The organism is Mesorhizobium sp. NFR06 (genome assembly GCF_900115245.1).
GTDB lineage: Bacteria > Pseudomonadota > Alphaproteobacteria > Rhizobiales > Rhizobiaceae > Mesorhizobium.
In genome coordinates this window covers 407,929-432,459 of sequence record NZ_FOVT01000001.1, presented here as the reverse complement: position 1 = coordinate 432,459, position 24,531 = coordinate 407,929, and the positions used below count along the sequence as shown (strand labels likewise).

At 65.2% G+C, this 24,531-nt stretch carries 18 protein-coding genes; 10 read left to right on the top strand and 8 right to left on the bottom strand.

Annotated elements, in window-relative coordinates:
* Positions 1 to 19: 19 nt before the first annotated feature.
* Together F3H96_RS02035 and F3H96_RS02030 are read right to left on the bottom strand one after the other, a co-directional pair.
* On the bottom strand, positions 20 to 409 hold the full coding sequence (locus tag F3H96_RS02035) for a DUF305 domain-containing protein (protein WP_149790256.1): 390 nt from the start codon (positions 407 to 409) through the stop codon (positions 20 to 22).
* A 44-nt stretch (positions 410 to 453) separates the two neighbouring features.
* On the bottom strand, positions 454 to 2,958 hold the full coding sequence (locus F3H96_RS02030) for a heavy metal translocating P-type ATPase (RefSeq protein ID WP_149790255.1): 2,505 nt from the start codon (positions 2,956 to 2,958) through the stop codon (positions 454 to 456).
* Positions 2,959 to 3,143: 185 nt separating this feature from the next.
* Here F3H96_RS02030 and F3H96_RS02025 point away from each other — a divergent pair, with 185 nt between their 5' ends.
* The 6 genes from F3H96_RS02025 (at position 3,144) to F3H96_RS02000 (ending at position 12,590) form a co-directional block, all read left to right on the top strand.
* Positions 3,144 to 5,945 carry a [protein-PII] uridylyltransferase gene (locus F3H96_RS02025; protein ID WP_149790254.1) on the top strand — a complete coding sequence of 934 codons (2,802 nt, stop codon included), beginning with the start codon at positions 3,144 to 3,146 and terminating at the stop codon, positions 5,943 to 5,945.
* 40 nt (positions 5,946 to 5,985) lie between these two features.
* Entirely contained in the window at positions 5,986 to 7,593 is a 1,608-nt protein-coding gene (murJ, locus tag F3H96_RS02020; RefSeq protein ID WP_149790253.1) for a murein biosynthesis integral membrane protein MurJ, read from the top strand.
* Positions 7,594 to 7,710: 117 nt separating this feature from the next.
* Entirely contained in the window at positions 7,711 to 8,778 is a 1,068-nt protein-coding gene (gene trpS, locus F3H96_RS02015; RefSeq protein ID WP_149790252.1) for a tryptophan--tRNA ligase, read from the top strand.
* A 105-nt stretch (positions 8,779 to 8,883) separates the two neighbouring features.
* Positions 8,884 to 9,375, top strand: a complete 492-nt coding sequence (locus F3H96_RS02010; RefSeq protein ID WP_149790251.1) for a universal stress protein — start codon at positions 8,884 to 8,886, stop codon at positions 9,373 to 9,375.
* 181 nt (positions 9,376 to 9,556) lie between these two features.
* The gene (locus F3H96_RS02005; protein ID WP_188131257.1) at positions 9,557 to 11,875 is read left to right on the top strand and encodes a glycogen debranching N-terminal domain-containing protein; all 2,319 of its coding nucleotides are present in this window, start codon (positions 9,557 to 9,559) and stop codon (positions 11,873 to 11,875) included.
* Between the two features lie 145 nt (positions 11,876 to 12,020).
* A complete protein-coding gene (locus tag F3H96_RS02000; protein WP_149790249.1) occupies positions 12,021 to 12,590 on the top strand; it encodes a NifU family protein in 570 nt (189 codons plus the stop codon).
* 147 nt (positions 12,591 to 12,737) lie between these two features.
* Here F3H96_RS02000 and F3H96_RS01995 read toward each other — a convergent pair whose 3' ends face one another.
* Complete coding sequence (locus F3H96_RS01995) at positions 12,738 to 13,355, bottom strand: L,D-transpeptidase (RefSeq protein WP_149790248.1); 618 nt, start codon at positions 13,353 to 13,355, stop codon at positions 12,738 to 12,740.
* Positions 13,356 to 13,581: 226 nt separating this feature from the next.
* On the opposite strand from F3H96_RS01995, the gene cueR reads away from it, so the two are divergent.
* Positions 13,582 to 13,992 carry a Cu(I)-responsive transcriptional regulator gene (gene cueR / locus F3H96_RS01990; protein ID WP_149790247.1) on the top strand — a complete coding sequence of 137 codons (411 nt, stop codon included), beginning with the start codon at positions 13,582 to 13,584 and terminating at the stop codon, positions 13,990 to 13,992.
* A gap of 63 nt (positions 13,993 to 14,055) precedes the next feature.
* Here the strand turns inward: cueR and F3H96_RS01985 are convergent, their stop codons facing one another.
* Complete coding sequence (locus tag F3H96_RS01985) at positions 14,056 to 14,526, bottom strand: nucleoside deaminase (RefSeq protein WP_149790246.1); 471 nt, start codon at positions 14,524 to 14,526, stop codon at positions 14,056 to 14,058.
* Between the two features lie 720 nt (positions 14,527 to 15,246).
* On the opposite strand from F3H96_RS01985, the gene F3H96_RS01980 reads away from it, so the two are divergent.
* From F3H96_RS01980 to F3H96_RS01970, 3 genes are all read left to right on the top strand, one after another.
* Positions 15,247 to 15,747, top strand: a complete 501-nt coding sequence (locus F3H96_RS01980) for an MmcB family DNA repair protein (protein ID WP_188131256.1) — start codon at positions 15,247 to 15,249, stop codon at positions 15,745 to 15,747.
* Positions 15,748 to 15,925: 178 nt separating this feature from the next.
* Positions 15,926 to 16,672, top strand: a complete 747-nt coding sequence (locus F3H96_RS01975) for an SDR family oxidoreductase (RefSeq protein WP_149790244.1) — start codon at positions 15,926 to 15,928, stop codon at positions 16,670 to 16,672.
* Between the two features lie 42 nt (positions 16,673 to 16,714).
* On the top strand, positions 16,715 to 17,764 hold the full coding sequence (locus F3H96_RS01970) for an RNA polymerase subunit sigma-70 (RefSeq protein ID WP_149790243.1): 1,050 nt from the start codon (positions 16,715 to 16,717) through the stop codon (positions 17,762 to 17,764).
* A gap of 106 nt (positions 17,765 to 17,870) precedes the next feature.
* Here the strand turns inward: F3H96_RS01970 and nhaA are convergent, their stop codons facing one another.
* The 4 genes from nhaA to hrpB form a co-directional block, all read right to left on the bottom strand.
* Positions 17,871 to 19,061 (bottom strand): Na+/H+ antiporter NhaA, encoded by a 1,191-nt coding sequence (gene nhaA, locus F3H96_RS01965; RefSeq protein ID WP_149790242.1) that lies wholly within the window; start codon positions 19,059 to 19,061, stop codon positions 17,871 to 17,873.
* A 387-nt stretch (positions 19,062 to 19,448) separates the two neighbouring features.
* A complete protein-coding gene (locus tag F3H96_RS01955) occupies positions 19,449 to 20,012 on the bottom strand; it encodes an ActR/PrrA/RegA family redox response regulator transcription factor (RefSeq protein WP_149790240.1) in 564 nt (187 codons plus the stop codon).
* A 314-nt stretch (positions 20,013 to 20,326) separates the two neighbouring features.
* The gene (locus F3H96_RS01950) at positions 20,327 to 21,649 is read right to left on the bottom strand and encodes an ActS/PrrB/RegB family redox-sensitive histidine kinase (RefSeq protein ID WP_149790239.1); all 1,323 of its coding nucleotides are present in this window, start codon (positions 21,647 to 21,649) and stop codon (positions 20,327 to 20,329) included.
* A 375-nt stretch (positions 21,650 to 22,024) separates the two neighbouring features.
* Positions 22,025 to 24,487 carry an ATP-dependent helicase HrpB gene (gene hrpB, locus F3H96_RS01945; RefSeq protein WP_149790238.1) on the bottom strand — a complete coding sequence of 821 codons (2,463 nt, stop codon included), beginning with the start codon at positions 24,485 to 24,487 and terminating at the stop codon, positions 22,025 to 22,027.
* Positions 24,488 to 24,531 lie beyond the last annotated feature (44 nt).

Here is a 24,531-nt window from a genome sequence, read left to right as displayed (position 1 = left end):
AATTCCCGGAGGCGGGCGACTACTTCACCGGATGCTTGGCGAGCCAGTCCTGCATCTCTTTGATCTCGGCTTCCTGCGCCGCGACGACGCCTTCGGCGAGCTTGCGGATTTCAGGATCCTTGCCGTTGGCGATCACCACCTTGGCCATGTCGATGGCGCCCTGGTGATGAGGGATCATGCCGCGGACGAAATCGACATCGGCATTGCCGGTGTATTTGACCATCATGTCCTTGTGCATCTTTTTCATCGCCGCCTCGTAGCCGACGGTGGCCGGGCTCTGGGCGCCCATCGCCATTTTGGACATGTCGTGCTTCATCTCCTCCGACTGCGCCGGGACGCTTTCGAGAAATACCGCCAGCAGCATTCCCGCCGCCATCAAGAGCAGCACGATCTTCTTGGCCAGGGTCATTCAGATATCTCCTTCTGCTTGGATGTCGTATCTGGGGGCTTCGCTCAGAGTTTCAACGTTCTCAGCCGCAAAGCGTTGGCGATGACCGAGACCGAGGACAGGCTCATCGCCGCTGCCGCCAGCATCGGCGACAGCAGCGTGCCGGTGAGCGGATAGAGCACACCGGCTGCGACCGGCACGCCGAGCACATTGTAGAGGAAGGCAAAGAACAGGTTCTGGCGGATGTTGCGGAGCGTCGCCTGGGCGAGTGTGCGGGCTCTGACGATGCCGTTGAGGTCGCCCTTGACCAGCGTGATGCCGGCGCTTTCGACGGCGACATCGGCGCCGGTGCCCATGGCGATGCCGACGTCGGCGCCGGCAAGCGCCGGCGCGTCGTTGACGCCGTCGCCGGCCATCGCAACGGCGGCGCCTCCGCCGCGCAGTTCCTCCACCAGCGCACTCTTGCCGTCGGGCAGCAGACCAGCGCGCACGTCGTCGATGCCGAGCCTGCCGGCGATGGCCCTGGCGGTGCGCTCGTTGTCGCCCGTCGCCATGATGATGCGCAGGCCCCTGTCGTGCAGCGCCTTGATCGCCCCGGCTGTCGTTGCCTTGACCGGGTCGGCGACGGCGACGAGGCCGGCGAGCTTGCCGTCGACGGCCACGAACATGGCCGTCTTGCCCTCGGCCTGCATTGCCTCGGCATTGGCCGCCGATGTTTCGACGCCGAGATCTGCCATCATCATCGCATTGCCGAGCGCGACCTTCCTGCCCGAAACCGTGCCCGAAACGCCCTTGCCGGTGACGGCTTCGAAATCGACCGCGTCGGCCAGCTTCAGGCCGCGCGCGGCAGCGCCCTCGACGATCGCCTCGGCCAGCGGATGCTCCGAGCCTTTTTCGAGCGCGGCGGCGAGGCCCAGCAACTCATTCTCATCGATGCCCTCGGCCGCAACGACGTCGGTCAGCCGTGGCTTGCCCTCGGTCAGCGTGCCGGTCTTGTCGACGATCAGCGTGTCGACGGAGGCAAAGCGCTCGAGCGCCGCGGCTTCCTTGATCAGCACGCCGGCATGCGCGCCGCGCCCTGTCGCCGTCATGATCGACATCGGCGTGGCAAGGCCGAGCGCACAGGGACAGGCGATGATCAGCACCGACACCGCCGAGACGATGGCGAAAATCAGGCTCGGCTGGGGACCGAGGATCGACCAGGCGATGAAGGCGAGGACGGCGACCAGCACGACGGCCGGAACGAAATAGAAGGACACGCGGTCGGCAAGCCCCTGGATCGGCGCGCGCGAACGCTGCGCCTTGGCGACCAGCTCGACGATGCGCGACAGCGTGGTGTCGGCGCCGATTCTCTCGGCGCGCATGACCAGCGAGCCTTGTCTGTTGAGCGTGCCGCCGGTAAGCGCGTCGCCTTCCGTTTTTTCGACCGGCAAAGGCTCGCCCGTGATCATCGATTCATCGATCGCCGAGCGGCCTTCCAGCACGATGCCGTCGACCGGCACGGCATCGCCGGGGCGGACGCGCAACCGGTCGCCCGTCTCGACGCTGTCGAGCGGCACGTCCTTTTCGGAGCCGTCGGCGCCGATCAGGCGGGCCGTCTTCGGCGCAAGGTCCAAAAGCGCGCGAATGGCCGAGCCGGTGCGTTCGCGGGCTCTGAGTTCCAGCACCTGGCCGAGGAACACCAGCGCGACGATGACGGCGGCGGCCTCGAAATAGACCGGCACCGCGCCGTCATGACCTCGAAACTGATGCGGGAAGACATCCGGGAACAGTGTCGCGACGAGGCTGAAGAGATAGGCGGCGCCGACGCCAAGCGAGATCAGCGTCCACATATTGGGGCTGCGGTTGAGGACCGATTCCCAGCCGCGGCGGAAGAACGGAAACGCCGCCCACAGCACTACAGGGCTTGCCAGCGCCAGCTCCATCCACGTCTTTGTCCGGCCGTCGATGAGGTTCTCGAAGCTGTAGCCCAGCATCGGTGCCATGGCGATGACCAGGAGCGGCACGGAGAGCGCCGCGCTGATCCAGAACCGGCGCGTGAAATCGACGAGCTCGGGATTGGGGCCTTCGTCGCCTGTCGGCACGCCCATCGGTTCCAGCGCCATGCCGCAGATCGGGCAGGAACCGGGCTTGTCGCGGATGATTTCGGGGTGCATCGGGCAGGTATACTGGGTGCCCTTCGGCACCGACTGCCGCTCGGGCCGGCCGGCAAGGTATTTTGCCGGCTCCGCTTCGAACTTGCCCTGGCAACCGGCCGAGCAGAAATAGAAACCCTGTCCTTCGTGGCGAAGAAAGTGCCTGGCGCTCGCCCGATCGACGCTCATGCCGCAGACGGGATCGGTGGCCGAGAGATAGGCTTCCGGCCCGGCCTGGAATTTCGTGCGGCAGCGTTCGCTGCAGAAATGAAAGGTACGGCCGCCATGCTCGGCCGTCGGCTTACCGGTGGCTGGATCGACCGTCATGCCGCAGACCGGGTCGCGAATCACCACCTCCGTGGCGGGCGCGGCATCCTTGGCGGAACAGCAGGCGCCGCCAGGCGCATGATGGTGGTGATGGTCGGAATGGGTCATGAACGAGTGCCTCGGGATTCTTGAATTCGAGGCGGAGGTAGTCCTTCCAGTAACTGGAAGGTCAAGGGGCGGTTTCTATTTTTGCATACAGTGCCCACCTCAGGTCGCATCCATGGCAAAGCATTGGAACCGCGGCTGTCAGCCCCATACACAGCGCGGAGAAAACGCGCTATAGACGCCGCCGCATGGCAAAGATCTCCCTGAAACTCGACGAAATCATCGACGGCGACGCCTTGCGCCGCGACTTGACCGCGCTGACGGCGGCGAGCGCCGGCGACGGCTCGGGACCGGCCGTTCGAACGGCAGTGCTCCAACTGCTCAAAGGCAGGATGGGGGAAGGGCGAAAGATCGCCGAGGCCATGCTCAAGGAAGACGGCGGCGGCAATGCCTGCGCCGAGCGGCTGTCGCATCTGATGGATGAGCTGATCCGGGCGCTCTATGATTTCGCCGCCACCCATGTCTACCGCGTCAAGAACCGGTCCGCCGCCGAACGCATGGCGGTGGTGGCGGTCGGCGGCTACGGGCGCGGCACGCTGGCGCCGGGCTCGGACATCGATCTGCTTTTCCTCTTGCCCTACAAGCAGACGCCGTGGGGCGAGCAGATCGTCGAATACATGCTCTATATGCTGTGGGACATGGGGCTTAAGGTCGGCCATGCCACCCGCAACATCGATGAGTGCCTCAGGCTCTCGCGCAGCGATATCACCATCCGCACCTCGATCCTCGAGGCGCGCTTCCTGTGGGGCGAACGCAAGCTCTATGACGAGTTGCTGACCCGCTTCGACCATGAGGTGGTGCGCACGACCGGACCGGAATATGTGCAGGCGAAGCTCGCCGAGCGCGACGAGCGCCACGCCAAGGCGGGCGAAAGCCGCTATCTGGTCGAACCCAACGTCAAGGACGGCAAGGGTGGCCTGCGCGACCTGCAGACGCTGTTCTGGATCGGAAAGTATTTCTACCGCGTGCGGACCGGCGAGGAGCTCGTCGAGAAAGGCGTCTTCACCGAGGCCGAATACCGCGAGTTCCAGAAGGCCGAGGATTTCCTGTGGGCGGTGCGCTGCCATATGCATTTCCTCACCGGCAAGGCGGAGGAGCGGCTGCATTTCGACATCCAGCGCGAGATCGCTGAGCGTCTGGGCTATACGACGCATCCCGGCCTGTCGGCGGTCGAGCGCTTCATGAAGCACTATTTCCTCGTCGCCAAGGACGTCGGCGACCTCACCCGCATCTTCTGCGCGGCGCTGGAGGAAGAGCAGGCCAAGCACGTGCCGGGCTTCAACCGCATCTTCCTGACCTTCTCGCGGCGCAAGCGCAAGCTTGCCGGCACCGCCGACTTCATCGTCGACAACCACCGCATCAACATTGCCGACGACAGCGTGTTCGAGCGCGATCCGGTCAATCTGCTGCGCCTCTTCTGGTTCGCCGACAAGCACGGTCTGGAGTTCCATCCCGATGCGCTCAAGCTGCTCACCCGTTCGCTCGGCCTCGTCAACAAGTCGCTGCGGCGTGACGCGGAAGCCAACCGGCTGTTCCTCGACATCCTGACCTCGGACCGCAACGCCGAGCTCAATCTCAGGCGCATGAACGAAGCCGGGCTACTCGGCAGGCTGATCCCGGATTTCGGCAAGATCGTCGCCATGATGCAGTTCTCGATGTACCACCACTACACGGTGGACGAGCATCTCATCCGCTGCATCGGCGTCCTGGCCGAGATCGAGCGCGGCGACGGCGAAAAGGTGCATCCGCTGTCGCACATCTTGATGCCGGGGCTGAAGAAGAGCCGCGAGGCGCTCTATGTCGCGGTGCTTTTGCACGACATCGCCAAGGGCCGGCCGGAGGACCATTCGGAGGTAGGCGCCCGCATTGCCCGGCGCATCTGCCCGCATATGGGCCTGTCGGCCGCCGACACCGAGACGGTCGCCTGGCTGGTCGAGAACCATCTGGTGATGTCGATGACGGCGCAGACGCGCGACCTCAACGACCGCAAGACGATCGAGGATTTTGCCTCGATCGTCCAGTCGGTCGAGCGGCTGAAGCTGCTCTTGATCCTGACCGTCTGCGACATCAGGGGCGTCGGCCCTGGCGTGTGGAACGGCTGGAAGGGGCAGCTGCTGCGCACCCTCTATTTCGAAACCGAACTGTTGCTCACCGGCGGCTTCTCGGAAGTGTCGCGCGCCGAGCGCACCGCGGCTGCGCGCGAGCGGCTGGCCGAGGCACTCTCCGCCTGGCCGGCGAAAGAGCGCAAGCGCTATGTCGCGCAGCATTACGAGAATTACCTTTTGACGGTGGACCTGTCCGACCAGCTTCGCCATGCCGAATTCGTCCGCGAGGCGGATGCGGCCGGCAAGAAGCTCGCAACCATGGTCAAGACGCATGGGTTCGAGGCGGTGACGGAGATCACCGTGCTGGCGCCGGACCATCCACGCCTGCTTTCGATCATTGCCGGGGCGTGTGCTGCCGCCGGCGGCAACATCGTCGACGCCCAGATCTTCACCACCTCTGACGGGCGCGCGCTGGACAGCATCCTGATCTCCCGGGAATTCGATCTCGACGAGGACGAGCGCCGCCGCGCCGAGCGGGTCGGCCGGCTGATCGAGGACGTGCTTTCCGGCAAGAGCTGGCTGCCCGAGATGATCGAGAAGCGCACCAAGCCAAGGCGCGGTTCCAAGGTGTTCAAAATCCCGCCGCGCGCCGAGATCCGCAACACGCTGTCGAACCGTTTTTCCGTCGTCGAGGTCGAGGGGCTCGACCGGCCGGGCCTGCTCTCCGAGATCACCGGAACGCTGTCGGATCTTTCGCTCGACATCGCCTCGGCGCACATCACAACCTTCGGCGAGAAGGTCATCGACACGTTCTACGTCACCGACCTGACGGGACAGAAGATCGACAGCCCGACGCGCACCGCCACCATTCACAAGCGGCTGATCGATACGCTCGAAGGCAATTCGCCCGAACGCAACGGCAAGGCCAAGGCGGCGGCCGAGTGACCATCCATTTGACGCAATTTCCCAGGCAATCGTCTCCGGTATGAGCCTAGTCAAGAAATTCGCCACCGTCGCTTCCGGCACGCTGATGAGCCGCGCGCTTGGTTTCGGCCGCGAGATGCTGATGGCGGCCGCCCTTGGCACCGGACCTGTCGCCGACGCCTTCAACGCCGCCTTCCAGTTCCCCAACACCTTCCGGCGGCTGTTTGCCGAAGGCGCCTTCAACGCCGCTTTCGTGCCGCTCTTCGCCAAGGAGATCGAGCAGCATGGCAACGAGGGCGCCAAGCGCTTTTCGGAGGAAGTGTTCGGCGTGCTGTTCTCGGCGCTGCTGGCGCTGACCATCGCGATGGAACTGGCGATGCCGCTGATCGTGCGCTACCTGGTGGCGCCGGGCTTCGCCGACATCCCGGGCAAGTTCGAGACGACCGTCCGGCTGGCGACGATCATGTTCCCGTACCTGATCTGCATGTCGCTCGGCGCGATGATGGCCGGCATGCTGAACTCGCTGCGCCGCTATTTCGCCGCGGCGATCGCGCCCGCCTTCCTCAACATCATCCTGATCAGCGTGCTCGCCTACGCCTGGTATCATGGGCTGGACGCCCATGATGTCGGCTTCGGCCTCTCCTGGGGCGTGCTGGCGGCGGGCATCGTGCAGCTTGCGATCGTCTGGATAGCGGTGCGCAACGCTGGCATCTCGATTGGCTTCCGCCGGCCGAAGATGACGCCCAACGTCAAGCGCCTGCTGATCCTGGCGCTGCCGGCGGCGATCACCGGCGGCATCACCCAGATCAACCAGTTGATCGGGACGGCGATCGCCTCGGCGCAGAACAGCGCCGTGTCGTCGCTCGCCTATGCCGACCGCATCTACCAGCTGCCGCTCGGCGTCGTCGGCGTGGCCGTCGCCATCGTGCTGTTGCCGGAGCTGTCGCGGGCGCTGAAATCGGGCAATCTGATCGAGGCCGCCAATCTGCAGAACCGCTCGGTCGAGTTCACCTTGTTCATGACGCTGCCGGCGGCTGCGGCCCTCTGGGTGATGTCGGAGCCGATTGTACGGCTGGTCTATGAGCGCGGCGCCTTCGCCGCCAACCATTCGACGCCGACGGTGGCGGCAATCCTGGCGATCTTCGGCCTCGGCCTGCCGGCCTTCGTGCTGATCAAGGCTTTCACGCCGGGCTATTTCGCGCGCGAGGACACGCGCACGCCGATGATCTTCGCCGCCATCTCGGTCGGCGTGAACGTCGCCACGGCGCTCACGCTGTTCCCGTCGATGGGGGCGCCGGGCATCGCGGTCGCTTCGGCCGTCGCCGGCTGGGTCAACGCGCTGATGCTGCTCGCCATGCTGATTAGGCGCGGCCATTGGGGCCGCGACGTCCCCTTGCTCAAGCGTATCCCGCGGCTGGTTTTGTCGGCGGCGATCATGGCGACCGCGCTTTATTTCGCCGAACATTATTTCGCCGCAAGGCTTGGTCCGGGCTCACCGCTGGTCGCGAAGGCGACGACGCTGCTGTCGCTGGTCGCGGGGGGCGCCGCGCTTTATTTCACCGCCGCCTTCGGCATCGGCGGCGCGGATTTCGGCATGATCCGCAGGAACGTCAAGCGCGGCTCGGCGAAATCTGCGCCGCCGGAATCGAATACTGGCTTGGATGAATAACCCGAGCTGGCGTGCAGCAACACCGGTCTTGATCCCGTCGCCCCCTTCGTTCATAAGCGCGCCGTCGCAAGACTTTCGCCGCGCGCGAAACGGCCCTCCACAAGCCATGAGGAACTCATGTCCGCCTTCAAGCCACTCGTCTTTTCCGGCGTCCAGCCGACCGGCAACCTGCATCTCGGCAATTATCTCGGCGCCATCAAGAAATTCGTCGCCCTTCAGGAACAGTCCGACTGCATCTATTGCGTCGTCGACCTGCATTCGCTGACGGCACAGCTCGTCTATCCGGATCTCGGCGATCAGACCCGTTCGATCACGGCGGCGTTCCTCGCCTCCGGCATCGACCCCAAGAAGCACATCGTTTTCAACCAGTCGCGGGTCATGCAGCACGCCGAGCTTGCCTGGATCTTCAACTGCGTGGCGCGCATCGGCTGGATGTACCGCATGACGCAGTTCAAGGACAAAGCCGGCAAGGACCGCGAGAATGCCTCGCTTGGCCTGCTCGCCTATCCGAGCCTGATGGCTGCCGACATCCTGCTTTACCGCGCCACCCATGTGCCGGTAGGCGAGGACCAGAAGCAGCACCTGGAGTTGACCCGCGATATCGCCCAGAAATTCAACAACGACTTCTCCGACAAGATCGCGGCGCTCGGCGTCGGCGTCGAGATGCAGATCGGCGAGGAAACCGTGAACGGCTACTTCCCGATCACCGAACCTGTGATCGGCGGTCCGGCCGCGCGCATCATGAGCCTGCGCGACGGCTCGAAGAAGATGTCTAAGTCGGACCCGTCGGACCTGTCGCGCATCAACCTGACGGACGATGCCGACACCATCTCGAAGAAGATCCGCAAGGCCAAGACCGACCCGGAGCCGTTGCCGAGCGAGCTCGACGGGCTGGAAACCCGGCCTGAGGCGGAAAACCTGGTCGGCATCTATGCCGGCCTCGCCGAGATTTCGAAGCAAGATGTACTGAAGGCCTATGGCGGCCAGCAGTTTTCGGTGTTCAAGCCGGCGCTCGCCGATCTTGCCGTCGAGAAGCTGGCGCCGATCGCCGCCGAGATGCGCCGCATCGAGGCCGACCGCGCCTATGTCGACGCCGTGCTCAAGGATGGCGGCGAGCGCGCCAGCGCGATCGCCGAGGGCACGATGAAGACGGTGCGCGACATTATCGGCCTGCTGCAGGACTGATCGATAGCCCCCGGTCCCGTCGGACCATTGCCGCGCCTGCCGGCGGCTTGCCGCCGGTTCGCGACGGTGGCAGATTGCGGCCAAAATCATACCGAGCAGATAGACATGGTCTCCAAACGCCTCAGCCGCGAAGCCGGCCATCGCCGCAAATTCCTGGCGATCATAGACGACACGCCGGAATGCGAGCGTGCCGTCGCCTATGCCTCCAAACGCGCGCAGAGCACCAGCGGCGTGCTGGTGTTGCTCTATGTCATCGTGCCGGACGATTTCCAGCACTGGCTCGGCGTGGAAAAGATCATGCGCGAGGAAGCGAACGCGACGGCGCGCGCAGCCTTGGACGGCCATGCGAACAAAGTGCGCCAGAAGCTCGGCATCGAACCGGAGATGGTGGTGCGCGAGGGAAAGCCCACCGAAGAGATCCACAAGCTGATCGAGGAAGACCAGGACATTGCCATCCTGGTGCTGGCGGCCGGTGCCGGCAAGGAAGGCCCGGGGCCGCTGGTCAGCTCGGTTGCTGGCCGTGGCGCTGCTTTCCCCATTCCAGTCACGGTGGTGCCGCAGAACCTGTCGGACGAGGAAATCGACAGCCTGGCCTGACCGCCCCGACGGTCCGGGGCCGATGCCCGCCGTCGAGCACCGCGGTGCAGGCTCATTCCAGCCTTTCTCGACGCGGTCAATCACCCGATTGTGGGCAATTGTGCGCGGGACGTCCTTGGCCTGCGCGGCCGCTGCGCCATTTGGAATCCGCATAAACAGTGATTTCCAACTGGACGGCTGGATGGTCATATCGGAGCGAGAACCCGGCGGCAGGCAAGCCGACCGGCAACGCGGCGAGGCTCAACCTGGCTCGCCGCGTTCCGAACAGGCGGCACGAGCCCGGGAAAAGGCGCCGCAGACGCCTCGTGCGCAGAAGGAGCGCAAGCACCGCGTGCTCGCCAAGGGCCATCCGGCCATGGTCGGCAGCATCGCCGGCGCGATAACCGTCAAGAGCCTCGACCTCTATTACGTCGTCGCTTCCGACGCGCAGATCCCCCTGAAGGGCGAGCACGGCTTCGGACTCTATTTCCATGACTGCCGCTTCCTCGGCGGCTATCAGATGAGACTGGCCGGTCTAGCGCCGATCGTATTGGCCTCGACCGCGCAAAAGGGCTACGCGGCGCTCTTCGAACTGACCAATCCAGACCTCTACTTCGAGCAGGGACGATTGATCCCCAAGGACGAACTCGGCATCGGCTGGGAGCGTATTCTCGATGCGGGGCAAACATGCGTGCGGGAGGTCATGACCATCCAGAATTTCGGCCGCCAGGCGCATGATTTTCCGCTGACCCTGCAATTCGGCGCCGGCTTCGAGGACATCTTCAACGTGCGCGGGCTGGTGCGGCAGGGCCTCGGCAGGCGCGAGCGGGCCGCCTGGCGGGACGGCAGGCTGCATTTTGTCTATCACGGCGCCGACCGGATGCGCAGGACCGTGACTATCGCCTTCTCGCCGCAACCCGATCACATGCACGAAACCACCGCCGAGTTCCGGATCCGCGTGCCCGCGGGCGACAGACGGGCCATCGCGGTCACCATAGAACTCAATGAACGGGCCGAAGAGGCCGAACCCGATCATTTGAACCGGCAGCCGACGGTCGCGCTCGGCACTCTCGCGGAAAACCTTCAGACCGGTTCGGAAGAATGGCTGGAGCGGCACACGACATTCCACAGCGACAGCCTGCTGCTCAACGGCATCATGGACCGCTCGCTGCGCGATCTCGCGATGCTCAGATCCGATTTGGGCAACAGGGAATATTTTGCCGCCGGCGTGCCGTGGTTCGTCGCCCTTTTCGGACGCGACAGCCTGATCGTCGCGCTCGAGATGCTCGCCTTTCAGCCGGAGATCACCGCCCAGACGCTGCGCCTTCTCGCCAGCTACCAGGGACGTCGAACGGATCGATGGCGGGAGGAGCAGCCCGGCAAGATCCTGCATGAGCTGCGCGTCGGCGAGCTCGCCCGCGCCGGCGATGTCCCGCATGCCAGGTTCTACGGCACAGTGGACGCAACCCCGCTCTTTCTGCTGCTGCTGGGCCGCCATGCCGCGTGGACAGGCGATCTCGGGCTCTTCCGCGAGCTGCGGGAGCCCGTGGAAAAGGCCTTGGGCTGGATCGCCAGGGCCGGAGACAGGCGTGGCGAAGGCTATGTCAAATATCGGAGCACCTGGCAGAGCAGCCTCGTCAATCAGGGCTGGAAGGATTCGGCCGACGCGATCGTCAGGACCGACGGCAGCATCGCCAGGCCGCCGATCGCGCTCGTCGAGGTCCAGGGCTATGTCTTTGCCGCCAAGCATGCCGTCGCCGACCTTTACGAACGCATTGGAGACCCCAGTCGCGCCAGGCAGCTTCGCGGCGAGGCCGAACGGCTTCGGAAGCGATTCAACCGTGACTTCTGGTGCGAGGAGCAGGGAACGTTTGCCCTTGCGCTCGAAGCGCGGAGCCGACAGGTCACGGCCGTTTCCTCGAATCCAGGGCAGGCGTTGTGGGCCGGTATCGCGGATCAGGCCAAGGGCCGCCGGTCGGTCGAGCGGCTGATGCGGGACGACATGTTCAGCGGTTGGGGCGTGCGCACGCTGTCGACCGGGGAGCGGCGCTACAACCCTGTCGGATACCATCTCGGAACCGTCTGGCCGCATGACAACGCCTTGCTGGCGGCCGGCTGCCGGCGATATCGCGAGGACGACGCGGCGCTGCGCATCTTCACCGGCATGGCCGAGGCAGCCATGCACTTCCGCCACCATCGGCTGCCTGAAGCGATGGCAGGCTTTGCGCGCAAGGATTTCCAGGTGCCGGTGCATTATCCCGTGGCCTGCCACCCACAGGCCTGGGCGGCGGGCGCGGTGCCGTTTCTGGTGACGACCTGCCTTGGCCTGGAACCCGACGCCTTCGCCGGCAGGCTTCTCATCGTGCGGCCGCGGCTGCCCGATTTCGTCAACCGCATCCAGCTTCGCAAGCTGCGGGTAGGCGACGGATGTGCCGATCTCGAATTCAGGCGGACGGCCGACGGAGCCGAGGTGAACATCCAGAAGACGAGTGGACAACTCAGCGTGGAAGTCCGAGAATAAGCCTGCCCTGGTCGAGGGGCTCCGCCAGGGCAAAACATTCCGCCAGCCAGCGGCTCAGGCGACGCGTTTCGCTTGAATGTCCAGCCGATAGAGCCTATTTAGAATTATTCCAAACTATCGGCCCGGGAAGGGCCTGGAGATACCCATGTTCATCCAGACCGAATCGACGCCGAACCCGGCGACGCTGAAATTCCTGCCGGGCAAGGAAGTGCTGCGCGAAGGCACAGCCGATTTCCGCAATGCCGAAGCCGCGGCGGAAGCCTCGCCGCTGGCCGGCAGGCTGTTCGAGATCCCGGGCGTCACCGGCGTTTTCTTCGGCTATGATTTCATCACGGTGACCAAGGACAGCCCGGACTGGCAGCATCTGAAGCCGGCGATCCTCGGCGCCATCATGGAGCACTTCATGTCCGGCGCCCCGGTCATGGCATCGGCTGGCCCCGCCACCGAAACCAGCCAGACCGGCGAGTTCTACGACAAGGCCGACGAAGAACTGGTGCTGACCATCAAGGAACTGCTCGACACGCGCGTGCGCCCGGCAGTCGCCCAGGATGGCGGCGACATCACCTTCCGCGGTTTCGAGAACGGCACCGTGTTCCTGCACATGAAGGGCGCCTGCGCCGGCTGCCCGTCGTCGACGGCGACGCTGAAGCACGGCATCCAGAACCTGCTTCGCCACTTCGTTCCCGAGGTGCAGCAGGTCGAGCAAGTCGCCTGACAGCAACGCGAACTCTCAAAAGGGCGTCGGCCCGCAACAGTCCAAAAACAAAAAACCGGGCCCCAACAGCCCGGTTTTCTGTTTTTGGACGTCTTGTTGTTGCCTAGACGGTCCGCTTGCAAAAGCTTTTGGCCCCGGCCTTCGTGATCACATCACGATGACCTTGGCGCCGACCGAGGTGCGGTCGTAGAGGTCGATAATGTCCTGGTTCATCAGCCGGATGCAGCCCGACGACATCGCCTTGCCGATCGAGAACCATTCCGGGCTGCCATGCAGGCGGTAGCCCATGTCGCCGCCCTTGTTGAAGAGATACATGGCGCGCGCGCCGAGCGGGTTCTTCAGGCCAGGCTCCATGCCGCCGGCGAACTTGGCAAGATCGGGCTGGCGCTTGATCATCTGCGAGGGCGGCGTCCAGGTCGGCCATTCGCGCTTCAGCGCGATATGGGCGGTGCCGTGCCACTCAAAACCCTCACGGCCGACGCCGATACCATAGCGCATCGCCATGCCGTCGCCCTCGATGAAGTAGAGAAACTTGTTCTGGGTATCGACGATGATGGTGCCCGGCTTCTCCGAGGAGTCGTAGCGCACTTCCTGCCGGTGGTACTTAGCGGGGACCTTTTCGATCGGGACGCGCGGCAGCTGATAGCCGGCGTCGGTCATCGCGCCATAGTTGTTGGTGAACAATTGCCCGCCGATGGTGCTGCACCCGCTGATCGCGGTCGACAGCGCAAGAGCGGCGACAATTGCAATTGACTTCAAGCGCATGAATAGGTCCGACGCCCCGCCTCGATGTCAGCGGCACGAGTCGGCCGCTTTCTTGCCATCATTCATGCTGGCATTTCTTTTGCTTGCCAAGCGCGCACTGCCTATATGCAAAGCCTTCCCTGCCGGTAAGTGCCGAACTGCGGCATTTCGGCAACAGGGCTCACAGGATTGTGAAGCAAAATCAATGGGGCAGCTGGAATAGCCGCCAGAGATGAAGGAGAGCGCCATGAATGTCGGTGATGCCGCCGAACGTTCCGGCCTGCCGGCCAAGACCATCCGCTACTATGAGGAGATCGGGCTGATCCGGCCGGCGCGGGCCGAGAACGGCTATCGCGATTACTCCGGCGACGACATCCATCGCCTGGCCTTCCTGCGCCGCGCGCGCAATCTCGGCTTCTCAATCGACGATTGCAGGCAGCTGATGGCGCTCTATCAGGACCGTGGCCGCGCCAGCCATGACGTGCGCGAGATCGCCGCCGCCCATGTCAGGGCGATCGAGGAGAAGGTGCGCGAATTGCAGTCGATGCGCTCGACGCTGCAGAAGCTGATCCACGCCTGCCATGGTGACCACCGGCCGGACTGCCCGATCCTGGAGGACATGGCGGGAGCGGCGGCCGGCGAGAGCGCGATCGCGTGACTTGAGAGGATCTCGCTCGTCTACCGGTTCAACGAAGGGCGACGCCCGATTCTGAAAGCCTTGTCAGCGCTTCCAGAAATCGCGGTGCGGAGCGAGCATCTCGTCCGCGATTTCGGGGAAGGGGCCGAAGACCTCGATCTTTTTCTGGCCGGAGGCGAATACGGTCCGCGAAGCGAGGCTCATCGTCGGATTCCCGGGATGATCCCCGGTGAGCGCGAGAAGCTCGGTCTCCTCGAAGCCGTAGACCAGCCGCCCGATATTCGCCCAATACATCGTGCCGGCGCACATCGCGCAGGGCTCGCCGGTCGAGACCAGCGTGCATTGCCACAGGAATTCGGGCTCATAGGCGGCCGCGGCGCGGCGGGCGAGCTCGGTCTCGGCGTGGCGCACCGTGTCGAGATTGCCCTGCCGCATCAGCACGCGATCATCCGGCCCGACCAGCACGCAACCGAACGGATGATGCCCATGCGCCCCCGCCTCGCGCGCGACGGCGTCGGCGGATCGAAGGTGGGCGAGCATCTGGTCGCGTGTCATGGCAAAATCCTCATCCTGCGGTTTTGGGGCCGGGCCGGCGAAAACGACTCCAGGGCAATTCCAGGAAAAAAGTGTGCACGGTTTTCCGTCAGGAATTGCGTCAAAACAAAGAGATAGAGCGTTTCGCCGTTTCCGTGAAACGGCGAAACGCTCTATCGGTCTGGCGTGATTGAACCCGTGCCCATGGGCACGAAGAAACACGTCCATGCGAATCTGTGATAGGCCTCGAACTTCAAGTGCGGGACAATCGTCTGGTAAAACGTCATCAAGCGTTCGCAGATATGGTATCGGTCATCCGGCGCGGCCTGGGCTCGCCCGATTGGGATGAACCATTCCGCCTCCTGAGGTTCATTCATGTAACTCGGGCGCGGCGCCCTGACGTAATAGCCGTCCTTGGTCGCCCTAACGTCGCGGGGATCGATTGGGTGGCAGTCTTTATCTCCACAGCAGTTGTATCCCAGGAGGGGATCGGTTTTGCCTGTATACCAGTCGTGGGCGTCAGCACCGCCTGAAAAGGCAAGCCAAACCCAAGCAGCGTGTTTTCCTAGCCGATACATTAAGGCCCCTCAAACAAGCCATATCATATTAGATATGCCTAATCTATTGGCCTGAAGTCGCAAGCCTGGGGCATGGCCAAGTTCGCTGGCTGGTTTGTCAAATATATAATCGCCCCCTAGAAACGGGTTCAAACCGTGAACAAAATCTGGCATGGTGCCAGCCATGCCACTCGTTTCCCCGATTCCCCTCAATCCGCTCATCGACGGCCGCCAGTCGGAGCGCGCCATGCTGGTGCGGCGCGGCGTGCAGCGGCTGCTGGCCGAAATGGGCGCGCATGTGCTGCCGGAGCTTTCTTTGGCCACCGGGCGGCGCGCCGATCTGGTCGCGCTGACGCGGCAGGGCGATATCTGGATCATCGAGATCAAATCCTCGATCGAAGACTTCCGCGTCGACCGCAAATGGCCGGACTACCGGCTGCACTCGGACCGCTTCTTCTTCGCCACCCATCCCGGCGTTCCACAGGAAATCTTTCCCGAGGAATGCGGCTTCATCCTCTCCGACGGCTATGGCGCGGAGATCCTGCGCGATGCACCCGAGCACCGCATGGCGGCGGCGACGCGCAAGGCGCTGATGCTGCGGATGGCGCGGGCGGGCGCCGCGCGGCTGTTAGCGGCGGAGCTTGCCGGCGTTGCTGTGCCGGCGCTGGATGGCGAGAGCGAGTAGGTACTCGTCGCGGAGCACTGGTGCGCCGCCGCTGCGTCCGGCGTCAGGCCCGTGCCCCAGCCAAACTTTGTCTAAGGTAAGCGAGAATTTTTCGTTCGTACCGATGATTTTCGCCGATGCTGTTTGTCTTCACCAACAGGCGTGTCCGGATGGCCGGCGGCCTGAAAAGAGGTGAAGCATGAAATCGTTGCAAAATCAGAACGTCGTCGTCGTCGGAGGCAGCCGCGGTGTCGGCCGTGCGATCGTGGAAGCAGCGCTCGGCGAGGGAGCGACCGTGCTTGCCGTCGCCCGTGGCGCCGCCGACCTGAAGCAGCTCGCCTGGGAACGCCCCTGCTTGAAGACACTTGCGGCCGACGCGACGGCCGAATCCGCGCCGGAGGCGGTTTTCGATGCGCTTGCGCCGGACGTGCTGGTGGTCTGCGCGGGCGCGCTCGCCCCTTCCGCGCCGATACAGGAGCAGAGCTGGGAAGGCTTCTCGGTGAACTGGGAAATGGATGTCAAGGCGTCGTTCCTGTTCTGCCGGGCCGCCATCGCTGGCCGGCTGAAGCCCGGCAGCCGGGTGCTGCTGATCGCCAGCGGCGCCGCCATCAGCGGAGGGCCGCCGAATTCGGGCGGCTATGCCGGCGCCAAGCGCATGCAGATTTTCTTGGCCGGCCATTGCCAGAAGGAATCGGACCGGCTGGGGCTCGGCCTGCGCTTCATGGCGCTCTCGCCGGCGCGCATCATGCCAGGCACCGGGGTCGGCGATCACGGCATCGATGGCATCGCGGCCTATATGGGCATCCGCCCGGCCGACTTCCTGGCCAGCATGAGCGACATGCAGACGCCGGCCGATGTCGGACGGGCCGTGATCCAGCTCGCGACGGGCAAGCTGCAGGGCACTTCCTTCACCGTGAGCGGCAGCGGCCTTGCGGCAGCCGCGTGAGGCGCGCAGGATGTCGGCCGGATTCAGCGCCCCGGGCTCCACATGACTGACGCTCCCGGCCCTATCGAGCCTTCGGGCCGGCCAGGCCGGCCGGTCCTCGGCCGGCTGGCCTTCGAGCGACTGAGCCTCGCCCACCGCCGCGAGCTCAAGCTCCATTGTTACCGCATGATGGGCTCGCTCAACGAGGCGGACGATCTCGTCCAGGAGACGTTCCTCAAGGCCTGGCGGGCGCGGTCGCAATTCGACGCACGAGGTTCGGCGCGCGGCTGGCTCTATGCTATCGCCACCAACAGCTGCCTCAATGCCATCAAGGCACGGTCATCGGCGCGGCGCATTCTCGAACAACCCGAGCGACCGCCCGCCGAAGGACGGGCGACCGGCGGGCCGACCACCGAACTCGCCTGGCTGGAGCCATATCCGGACGCGGAATTGCCTGACGTGGCCGACGACAGGCCGGGTCCGGACGCGCGCTACGAGGCCCGCGAGGCCGTGCGCCTGGCCTTCGTCGCGGCGATCCAGCTGTTGCCGCCGCGGCAGCGCGCGGCCCTGCTGCTTTGCGACGTGCTCGGATGGTCCGCCGTCGAGATCGCGCAATTGCTGGGTGGATCGACGGCCTCGATCAACAGCGCCTTGCAGCGGGCCCGCACGACGCTGGGCGGGCACCACCAACAGGACCGCGCGCCGCAGCGATCACGGCCCGATCCGGACGAAGGCCTGCTGCTCGAACGCTATATGCGGGCCTGGCAGGCCGACAACCTGGACGGGCTCGTCGACCTGCTGCGCGAGGACGCCGTCTACCACATGCCGCCATGGCGGGAATGGTACCGCGGACGCCCGGCTATCGGCGCTTTCCTGGGCAGCATCTGGGGCAATTTTGCCGGCTATCGCGCCGTGGCCATCGGCGCCAACGCCCAGCCGGCCGTAGGCGTTTACGCGCTCGGCCGTGACGATTTTACCTGGCGACCGCATTCGCTGCATGTCATCGAGCCCGCCGACGGCAAAATCGCCTCGCTGACCATCTATGTCCCGCCGCTCGGCCCCGCTTTGTTCAAGGCCTTTGGCCTACCGCCGGAGCTTGGCCTGCCTCGATGAGGCTTAAGCGCATTTCCAGGAAAAGTGTGACACGGTTATCCGCGAGGAATTGCGTCAAAACAAAGGGATAGAGCGTTTCGGCGTTTCCGTGAAACGGTGAAGCGCCCTAGCCCAGTTCCTCGTCCGCCCCGCCGGCAGCCGGCGCCATAGTTAGAATGGCGGCGCCAACCAATGCCGCAATCAGCGATCCTCCGAGGATGCCGACCTTCACCGCATCCTGCAGCGCCGGGTCGCCGGCGAAGGCGAGCAGGCCGATGAACAGGCTCATGGTGAAGCCGATGCCGCACAGCAGCGAAATGCCCAGCATATGCAGCCAGCCGGCGTTGGCCGGCAGGTCGGCGAAACCGAACCGGATGGCTAGAGCCGAGGAGCCGAAGACACCGACCAGCTTGCCCAGCACCAGCCCGGCGGCGACGCCCAGCGTCAGCGGCTCGACAAGTGCCGCAAAGCTAAGGCCGCCGAGCGAGACGCCGGCATTGGCGAAGCCGAAGATCGGGATGACGATGAACGGCACCAGTCTGTGCAAGCCGTGTTCCAGCCGGTGCAGCGGTGAATGCTCGAGATCGCGGCCGATGCCGGGCGAGCGCTCGAGCGGGATGGTGAGCGCCAGCGCCACGCCGGCCAGCGTGGCGTGCACGCCCGACTTCAGCACCAGCACCCAAAGCACGACGCCAAGCAACAGATACGGCCAGAGCTTCATCGCCCGCATGCGGTTGAGCATGACGAGCAGGGCGATGACGACGAAGGCGCCGGCCAGATAAGCCAGCGACAGGCCGCTGGTGTAGAACAGCGCGATGATGAGGACCGCGCCGAGGTCGTCGATGATGGCCAAGGCGGTGAGGAAGACCTTCAGCGAGGCCGGCACGCGGCTACCGAGCAGCGACAGCACGCCCAGCGCAAAGGCGATGTCGGTGGCGGTCGGGATCGCCCAGCCGGAAATCGCGGCCGGATTGTCGCGATTGATGGCTACATAGACCAAAGCCGGCACCACCATGCCGCCGGCGGCGGCGATGCCTGGCAGCACGCGGCGCGGCCAGGTCGAGAGCTGCCCGTCGAGCATCTCGCGCTTGATCTCCAGCCCGACTAGCAGGAAGAACACCGCCATCAACCCGTCATTGATCCAGTGCGAGACGCTGAGCGGCCCGAGATAGGCGTGCAGGACGGCGAAATAGGTTTCGGCGAGCGGCGAGTTGGCAACGATCAGAGCGAGCGCGGCGGTCACCATCAGGATGATGCCGCCGGCGGCCTCGCCGTCGAGGAATTCGCGAAGGATCGATTTTGGCCGTTCGTCTCGCATGGACCCTCCTGCACATGGCCGGAATCATCTCACGGGATGATGAGCAAGCCCGGGCGGCGAGGCAAGCATCGGACCGTGCTTAGTCTGGGCAATCGCCTCAGTTTTCGAATTCGCCCCATCGAGGTTGACGCCGCCCCTCACCTGCCTGCCGGCATCCTCTCCCCGTATAGTGACGGGGAGAGGGACGCTCTCGCCAATGGTTTCGCCAATCATCAACATCGTAAGAAAGGGCGCCGAGGTTGCGGTCAGCCCCTTCTCCCCGTCACTATACGGTGAGAAGTGCCCGGCAGGGCGATGAGGGCAGCGCCGATCTTGGCGATTGCCGATCTGCGCCGCAAGTTGGAACTGTCGTTGGCCCGAAATGCTTGCCCTGCGTGTCAGGTGATCTCAGCGCGGCGCGCGCTTGGCGAGGATGCGCTGCAGGGTGCGGCGGTGCATGTTGAGGCGGCGCGCGGTCTCGGAAACGTTGCGGTCGCACATTTCGTAGACGCGCTGGATGTGTTCCCAGCGCACGCGGTCGGCCGACATCGGATTTTCCGGCGGCGCGGCGCGCTCGCCCGATGTGCGGGTGAGCGCGGCGAAGACGTCGTCGGCATCGGCCGGCTTGGAGAGGTAGTCGATGGCGCCGAGCTTCACGGCCGTCACCGCGGTGGCGATATTGCCGTAGCCGGTCAGGATGATGGCGCGGGCGTCGCCGCGCTTCTCGCGGATGGCGGCAACGACGTCGAGGCCATTGCCGTCGCCGAGCCGCATGTCGACCACCGCGTAGGCCGGCGGACGGGCACGCGCCTTGGCCACCGCCTCTTCGACGCTCTCCGCCGTCTCGACCACGAAACCCCTGGCTTCCATGGCGCGGGCAAGCCGGGTGAGAAACGGCTTGTCGTCCTCGACGATGAGCAACGAGGTATCCTCGCCCTCGACCATTGCGCCAGCCGTTTCGTCTCCGCTCATCTTGTCGGCATCCTACTGATTGGGCAGTCCACCGTTCCAGGGAAACGGTTAACCGCCCTATCTCTTTGTTTGACGCAATTTCGGACGGAAAACCGTGTCACGCTTTTCCCGAAATTGCGCCTAAAGCGCTTCGCATCGGACGAATCCTAGCGAATACGCCTTAAATCCTTGTTTCCCGGCATGTCGTTTTCCCAAAAAAGCAGCACGGTTTTGGGCGATATGCCTCACTTTTACGCAGATACAGTTCTGCAACGGCAATGTCCAATTTTTACAGCTGGCAACAGAGCTGCCATGCGGTAATTGCAACACTTAACTTACGCGTTGTCGAACATGGTGGTCGAAGCCTGCTGGTTGAGAAAGACGCCGCGCGGCCAGGCGATCTGCACCACGGCGCCTTCGCCGAGCCCGCTGGAATTGCGGAAGTCGATTGTGGCGCCAGAGCGTTCCAGCAAGGTCTTGGCGATGAACAGCCCGAGGCCCAGGCCGCCGCCGGCTTCAGTGCCCTGGCGCGTCGACACATAGGGCTCGCCGATGCGGTCGATGATCTCGGCCGGGAAACCAGGTCCGTCATCGGTGATCGAGAAGATGACCGCCTCATTGTCCCAGCTCCAGCTGACGGTGACCGACTTGCGGGCGAAGTCGACGGCGTTCTCGACCAGGTTGCCGAGGCCATAGATGACGCCGGGGCTGCGCTGGCCGACGGGTTCGGGGCCGACACACTCGCCGGGCTGCAGCCGGATCGAGATGCCGAAATCGCGATGCGGCGCCGTCACCTCCTCGACCAGCGAGGTGAGCGGCATGCGCGACATATGCGCCTCGCCTTCCGACGAAAGGCTGGTCAGCCGCTTCAGGATCTCGCGGCAACGCTCGCTCTGCGAGCGCAGCAACTTCACGTCCTCGCCGTATTTCGGATCCTTGCCGAGCGCCTTTTCCATCTCCTTGGCAACCACGGTGATGGTGGCCAAGGGCGTGCCGAGCTCATGCGCGGCAGCCGCGGCCAGCCCGTCCAGCGCCGAGAGGTGCTGCTCGCGCTGCAGCACCAGCTCGGTGGCGGCAAGCGCATTGGCGAGCAGGCGCGCTTCCGCCGCGACGCGGAAGGCATAGATGGCGGTGAAGGCGATCGAGGCGAACACCGCCATCCACATGCCGGCGACATAGATGAACGGCATCGGCAGGGGCGACCCCTCATACCAGGGCAGCGGCAGGTGGAAGAACACCAGAAGGGTTGCGGCCAGGATGACCAGCGCGCCGAGGCTGGCGGTGAGCCGCAGCGGCAGCGAAGCGGCCGAGATGACGACCGGCACCGAGAGCAGCACGGAAAACGGGTTGGTCAGCCCTCCGGTCATGTAGAGCAGCCCGGTGAGCTGGATGCCGTCGAAGGTCAGGATGGCGAAGGCCGAAAACGGGGTCAACCGGTGCGCCGCCGGATAGCGGAAGGTGAGCCACAGATTCATCCAGGCCGAGCAGGCGATCAATGCAAAGCACGTCGACACCGGCAGCGGGAATTTCAGGCCATAGGCGACCACCAGTACGGTCAGGCTCTGGCCGACGATGGCCAGCCAGCGCAGGCGGATCAGCGTGTTGAGCCGCAACCGCTGGCTTTGCTGGGAATCGGGCGCGCGCAGGATGTTGATCATCGACTTACGATTATAACCGCGGGAGGATCAGCGCTAGTAGCGCTATTAAGGGGATTTGACCGGCCGGCAGCTGGCGTTTCGGTTCACCAGCATGAGCGCCTGGTGATTGGCCGAGCGCACTTCGTCATCCACGGGCGGAGCGACGCGAAGCGGAGCGCAGCCCCGAGGATCCATTCCGTTACCTTGACCGTAGAATGCAGCGGAACAGCATTCTGGATCGTCGCAACGTTTGGAAGTCACGGAATGGATCCTCGGGTCTACGCGTGTCGCTTCGCTCCTTGCTCCGCCCGTGGATGACGACGTGACGGGCGTTTGCGCCAATCGCCAACGTACGCCGTCCGATAACGCGAGGCCGCCAAAGCTTCCGTTGCAAGCCTACGTTCCACGCGGCTTGGCACGGCTGGTGGCGGCAGCCAACAGCGGGTTTTCCGGCCAGACATGTTTTGGATAGCGGCCGCGCATGTCGGCGCGCACATCCGCCCAGGAGCCCCGCCAGAAGCCGGGGAGATCGCGCGTCGTCTGGATCGGCCGGTGCGCCGGCGACAGGAGCTCGAGCGTCAGCGGCACGGTGCCGTTGGCGATCGCCGGATGACGGTCGAGGCCGAACAGTTCCTGCACGCGGATCGCCAGCACCGGCCACTCGCCGTCATAACGGATCGGCACATGGCTGCCCGAAGGCGCGTCGAAATGGGTCGGCGCCAATGCGTCGACCTTGCGCTGCAGGTCGTGCGGCACCAGCGCCATCAGTGCCGACGACAGCGTCGCCGGTTTGATGGCCGCGAAAGAGGCATCGCCGGCGAGAAACGGCACGAGCCAATCGTCGAGGCGCTTGATAAGCGCTTCGTCCGAGACATCGGGCCAGGGCGCGCCGAGGCCGCGATGCAGCCAGCCGAGCCGCTGGCGCAGCGTTTCAGCCTCCTTGCCCCAGTCGAGCAGGGACAGTCCGTACTCGCGCAAGGCATCGGCTATGGCGCGGTCGGCCTCGGCGCCAGAGGGTGCCGGCAGCATGCGCTCGGACAGCGTGATGGCGCCCAACCGCGCGATCTCGCGCACCCGTACGGCGCGGCGCTCGCGGTCGAAGCTCGTCTCGCGCTTGCTCTCGATGCGATCGGCAAGAGCGGCGCGAAGATCTGCTTCGTCGACCGGCGCGGCCGCGGTGATGCGGGCGTTCTGCGCCTTGCCCTGCAGGTCGGCGACCACCAGCCAGGTTTCATTGGCCAGCGGATCGGCGGCATCGACCATGGCGCCCGAACCGTTGGCGAGCACGAAGCGGCTGCGCTCGCCGCGCGCTCTCGCCACACGGTCCGGCCAGGCATGGATGAGGAGTGAGCCGGCGCTGGCTGGCTTGTCGTTTCCTTTCCCGCCAGCCTGCATGGTCAGGCGCTCCGCCAATTGTCGGGCGGCATTGGCGCGCGGCGATTTTTCAGTCCTGAATCGGATCAGCCGTCGTTCCAAGTCGGCGCTGTCGCCGCCGAGCCCGCGCTCGGTGAGCAGCACGGCGAGCATCGCCGCTTCCCGCGCGTCGCCGCTCTTCGTCGCCTCTGCCACCATATGCGCCAGCCGCACCGGCAGCGCCAATTTACGCATGGCGGCGCCCGCTTCCGTCAGCCGCCCTGCCCCATCGATGGCGTGCAACGCGCGCAAGAGAACCCGCGCCTCGTTGAGGGCCGGCGCCGGCGGCGGATCGAGGAACGAAAGGCTCGACGGATCGGCGACACCGAACGCGGCGCAGTCGAGCAGCAGGCCGGACAGATCGGCCTCGAGGATTTCCGGCGGCGTGAAGGCGGGAAGCGACGCCGTCTGCTCCGCCCGCCACAGGCGCACGGCGACGCCGGGCTGTGTGCGACCGGCGCGGCCGGCGCGCTGGTCGGCCGAGGCCTTGCTGACACGCACCGTCTCAAGCCTGGTCAGGCCGCTCGCCGGCTCGTAGCGCGGCAGCCGCGAAAGTCCGGAATCGATGACGACGCGCACACCGTCGATGGTGATCGAGGTCTCGGCGATCGAGGTTGCCAGCACCACCTTGCGACGACCCGCCGGCGCCGGCCTGATCGCCTGATCCTGCGTCCGGTTGTCGAGTTGGCCGTAGAGCGGCACGATGTCGGTGTCGGCGGCGACACTGCCCGCGAGCCGCTCGGCGCTGCGCTCTATCTCGCGCTGCCCGGGCAGGAAGGCGAGCACGCTGCCTGGTTCACTGGCAAGTGCGGCGCGCACGGCCTTGGCCATGGCGTCCTCGATCGCCACGCCGGCCGGCCGTTCGTCGTAGCGGATCTCGACCGGGAAGGCGCGGCCCTCGCTTTCGATCACCGGCGCCTGCGCCAGGAGCCTTGCGACGCGCGCGCCGTCGAGCGTCGCCGACATGACCAGCAGCCGCAGGTCCGGCCTCAGCGCGCCCTGCACGTCGAGCGCCAGCGCCAGGCCGAAATCGCCGTCGAGCGAGCGCTCGTGGAATTCGTCGAAGATCACCGCCGACACGCCGGGCAGCTCCGGATCGTCGAGGATCATCCGCGCGAGCACGCCTTCGGTGACGACCAGGATTTTTGTCCGCGCCGACGTACGGTTCTCCATGCGCATCGCATAGCCGACCGTCCCGCCGGGCTCTTCGCCCAACAATTCGGCCATGCGGCGGGCGGCGGCGCGAGCGGCGAGCCTGCGCGGCTCGAGCAGCACGATCCTGCCCGCGCCGAGCCACGGTGCATCGAGCAGCGCCAACGGCACCAGCGTCGTCTTGCCGGCGCCGGGCGGCGCCACAAGCACGGCGCTGCCGCCACGGCCAAGCGCCGCGCCAAGCGCCGGCAACACGGCTGTGACCGGAAGCTCCGGCAAGGGTTGCGTCGTCATCTGGCCCGCATATCAGCGCGCGCGGTCGCCATGCAACGTGTTGA

Bases quoted from the DNA above. Each gene is read 5' to 3' on its own strand.
- F3H96_RS02035 (WP_149790256.1), bottom strand. From the start codon at position 409: ATGACCCTGGCCAAGAAGATCGTGCTGCTCTTGATGGCGGCGGGAATG.
- F3H96_RS02030 (WP_149790255.1), bottom strand. From the start codon at position 2,958: ATGACCCATTCCGACCATCACCACCATCATGCGCCTGGCGGCGCCTGC.
- F3H96_RS02025 (WP_149790254.1), top strand. From the start codon at position 3,144: ATGGCAAAGATCTCCCTGAAACTCGACGAAATCATCGACGGCGACGCC.
- murJ (WP_149790253.1), top strand. From the start codon at position 5,986: ATGAGCCTAGTCAAGAAATTCGCCACCGTCGCTTCCGGCACGCTGATG.
- trpS (WP_149790252.1), top strand. From the start codon at position 7,711: ATGTCCGCCTTCAAGCCACTCGTCTTTTCCGGCGTCCAGCCGACCGGC.
- F3H96_RS02010 (WP_149790251.1), top strand. From the start codon at position 8,884: ATGGTCTCCAAACGCCTCAGCCGCGAAGCCGGCCATCGCCGCAAATTC.
- F3H96_RS02005 (WP_188131257.1), top strand. From the start codon at position 9,557: ATGGTCATATCGGAGCGAGAACCCGGCGGCAGGCAAGCCGACCGGCAA.
- F3H96_RS02000 (WP_149790249.1), top strand. From the start codon at position 12,021: ATGTTCATCCAGACCGAATCGACGCCGAACCCGGCGACGCTGAAATTC.
- F3H96_RS01995 (WP_149790248.1), bottom strand. From the start codon at position 13,355: ATGCGCTTGAAGTCAATTGCAATTGTCGCCGCTCTTGCGCTGTCGACC.
- cueR (WP_149790247.1), top strand. From the start codon at position 13,582: ATGAATGTCGGTGATGCCGCCGAACGTTCCGGCCTGCCGGCCAAGACC.
- F3H96_RS01985 (WP_149790246.1), bottom strand. From the start codon at position 14,526: ATGACACGCGACCAGATGCTCGCCCACCTTCGATCCGCCGACGCCGTC.
- F3H96_RS01980 (WP_188131256.1), top strand. From the start codon at position 15,247: ATGCCACTCGTTTCCCCGATTCCCCTCAATCCGCTCATCGACGGCCGC.
- F3H96_RS01975 (WP_149790244.1), top strand. From the start codon at position 15,926: ATGAAATCGTTGCAAAATCAGAACGTCGTCGTCGTCGGAGGCAGCCGC.
- F3H96_RS01970 (WP_149790243.1), top strand. From the start codon at position 16,715: ATGACTGACGCTCCCGGCCCTATCGAGCCTTCGGGCCGGCCAGGCCGG.
- nhaA (WP_149790242.1), bottom strand. From the start codon at position 19,061: ATGCGAGACGAACGGCCAAAATCGATCCTTCGCGAATTCCTCGACGGC.
- F3H96_RS01955 (WP_149790240.1), bottom strand. From the start codon at position 20,012: ATGAGCGGAGACGAAACGGCTGGCGCAATGGTCGAGGGCGAGGATACC.
- F3H96_RS01950 (WP_149790239.1), bottom strand. From the start codon at position 21,649: ATGATCAACATCCTGCGCGCGCCCGATTCCCAGCAAAGCCAGCGGTTG.
- hrpB (WP_149790238.1), bottom strand. From the start codon at position 24,487: ATGACGACGCAACCCTTGCCGGAGCTTCCGGTCACAGCCGTGTTGCCG.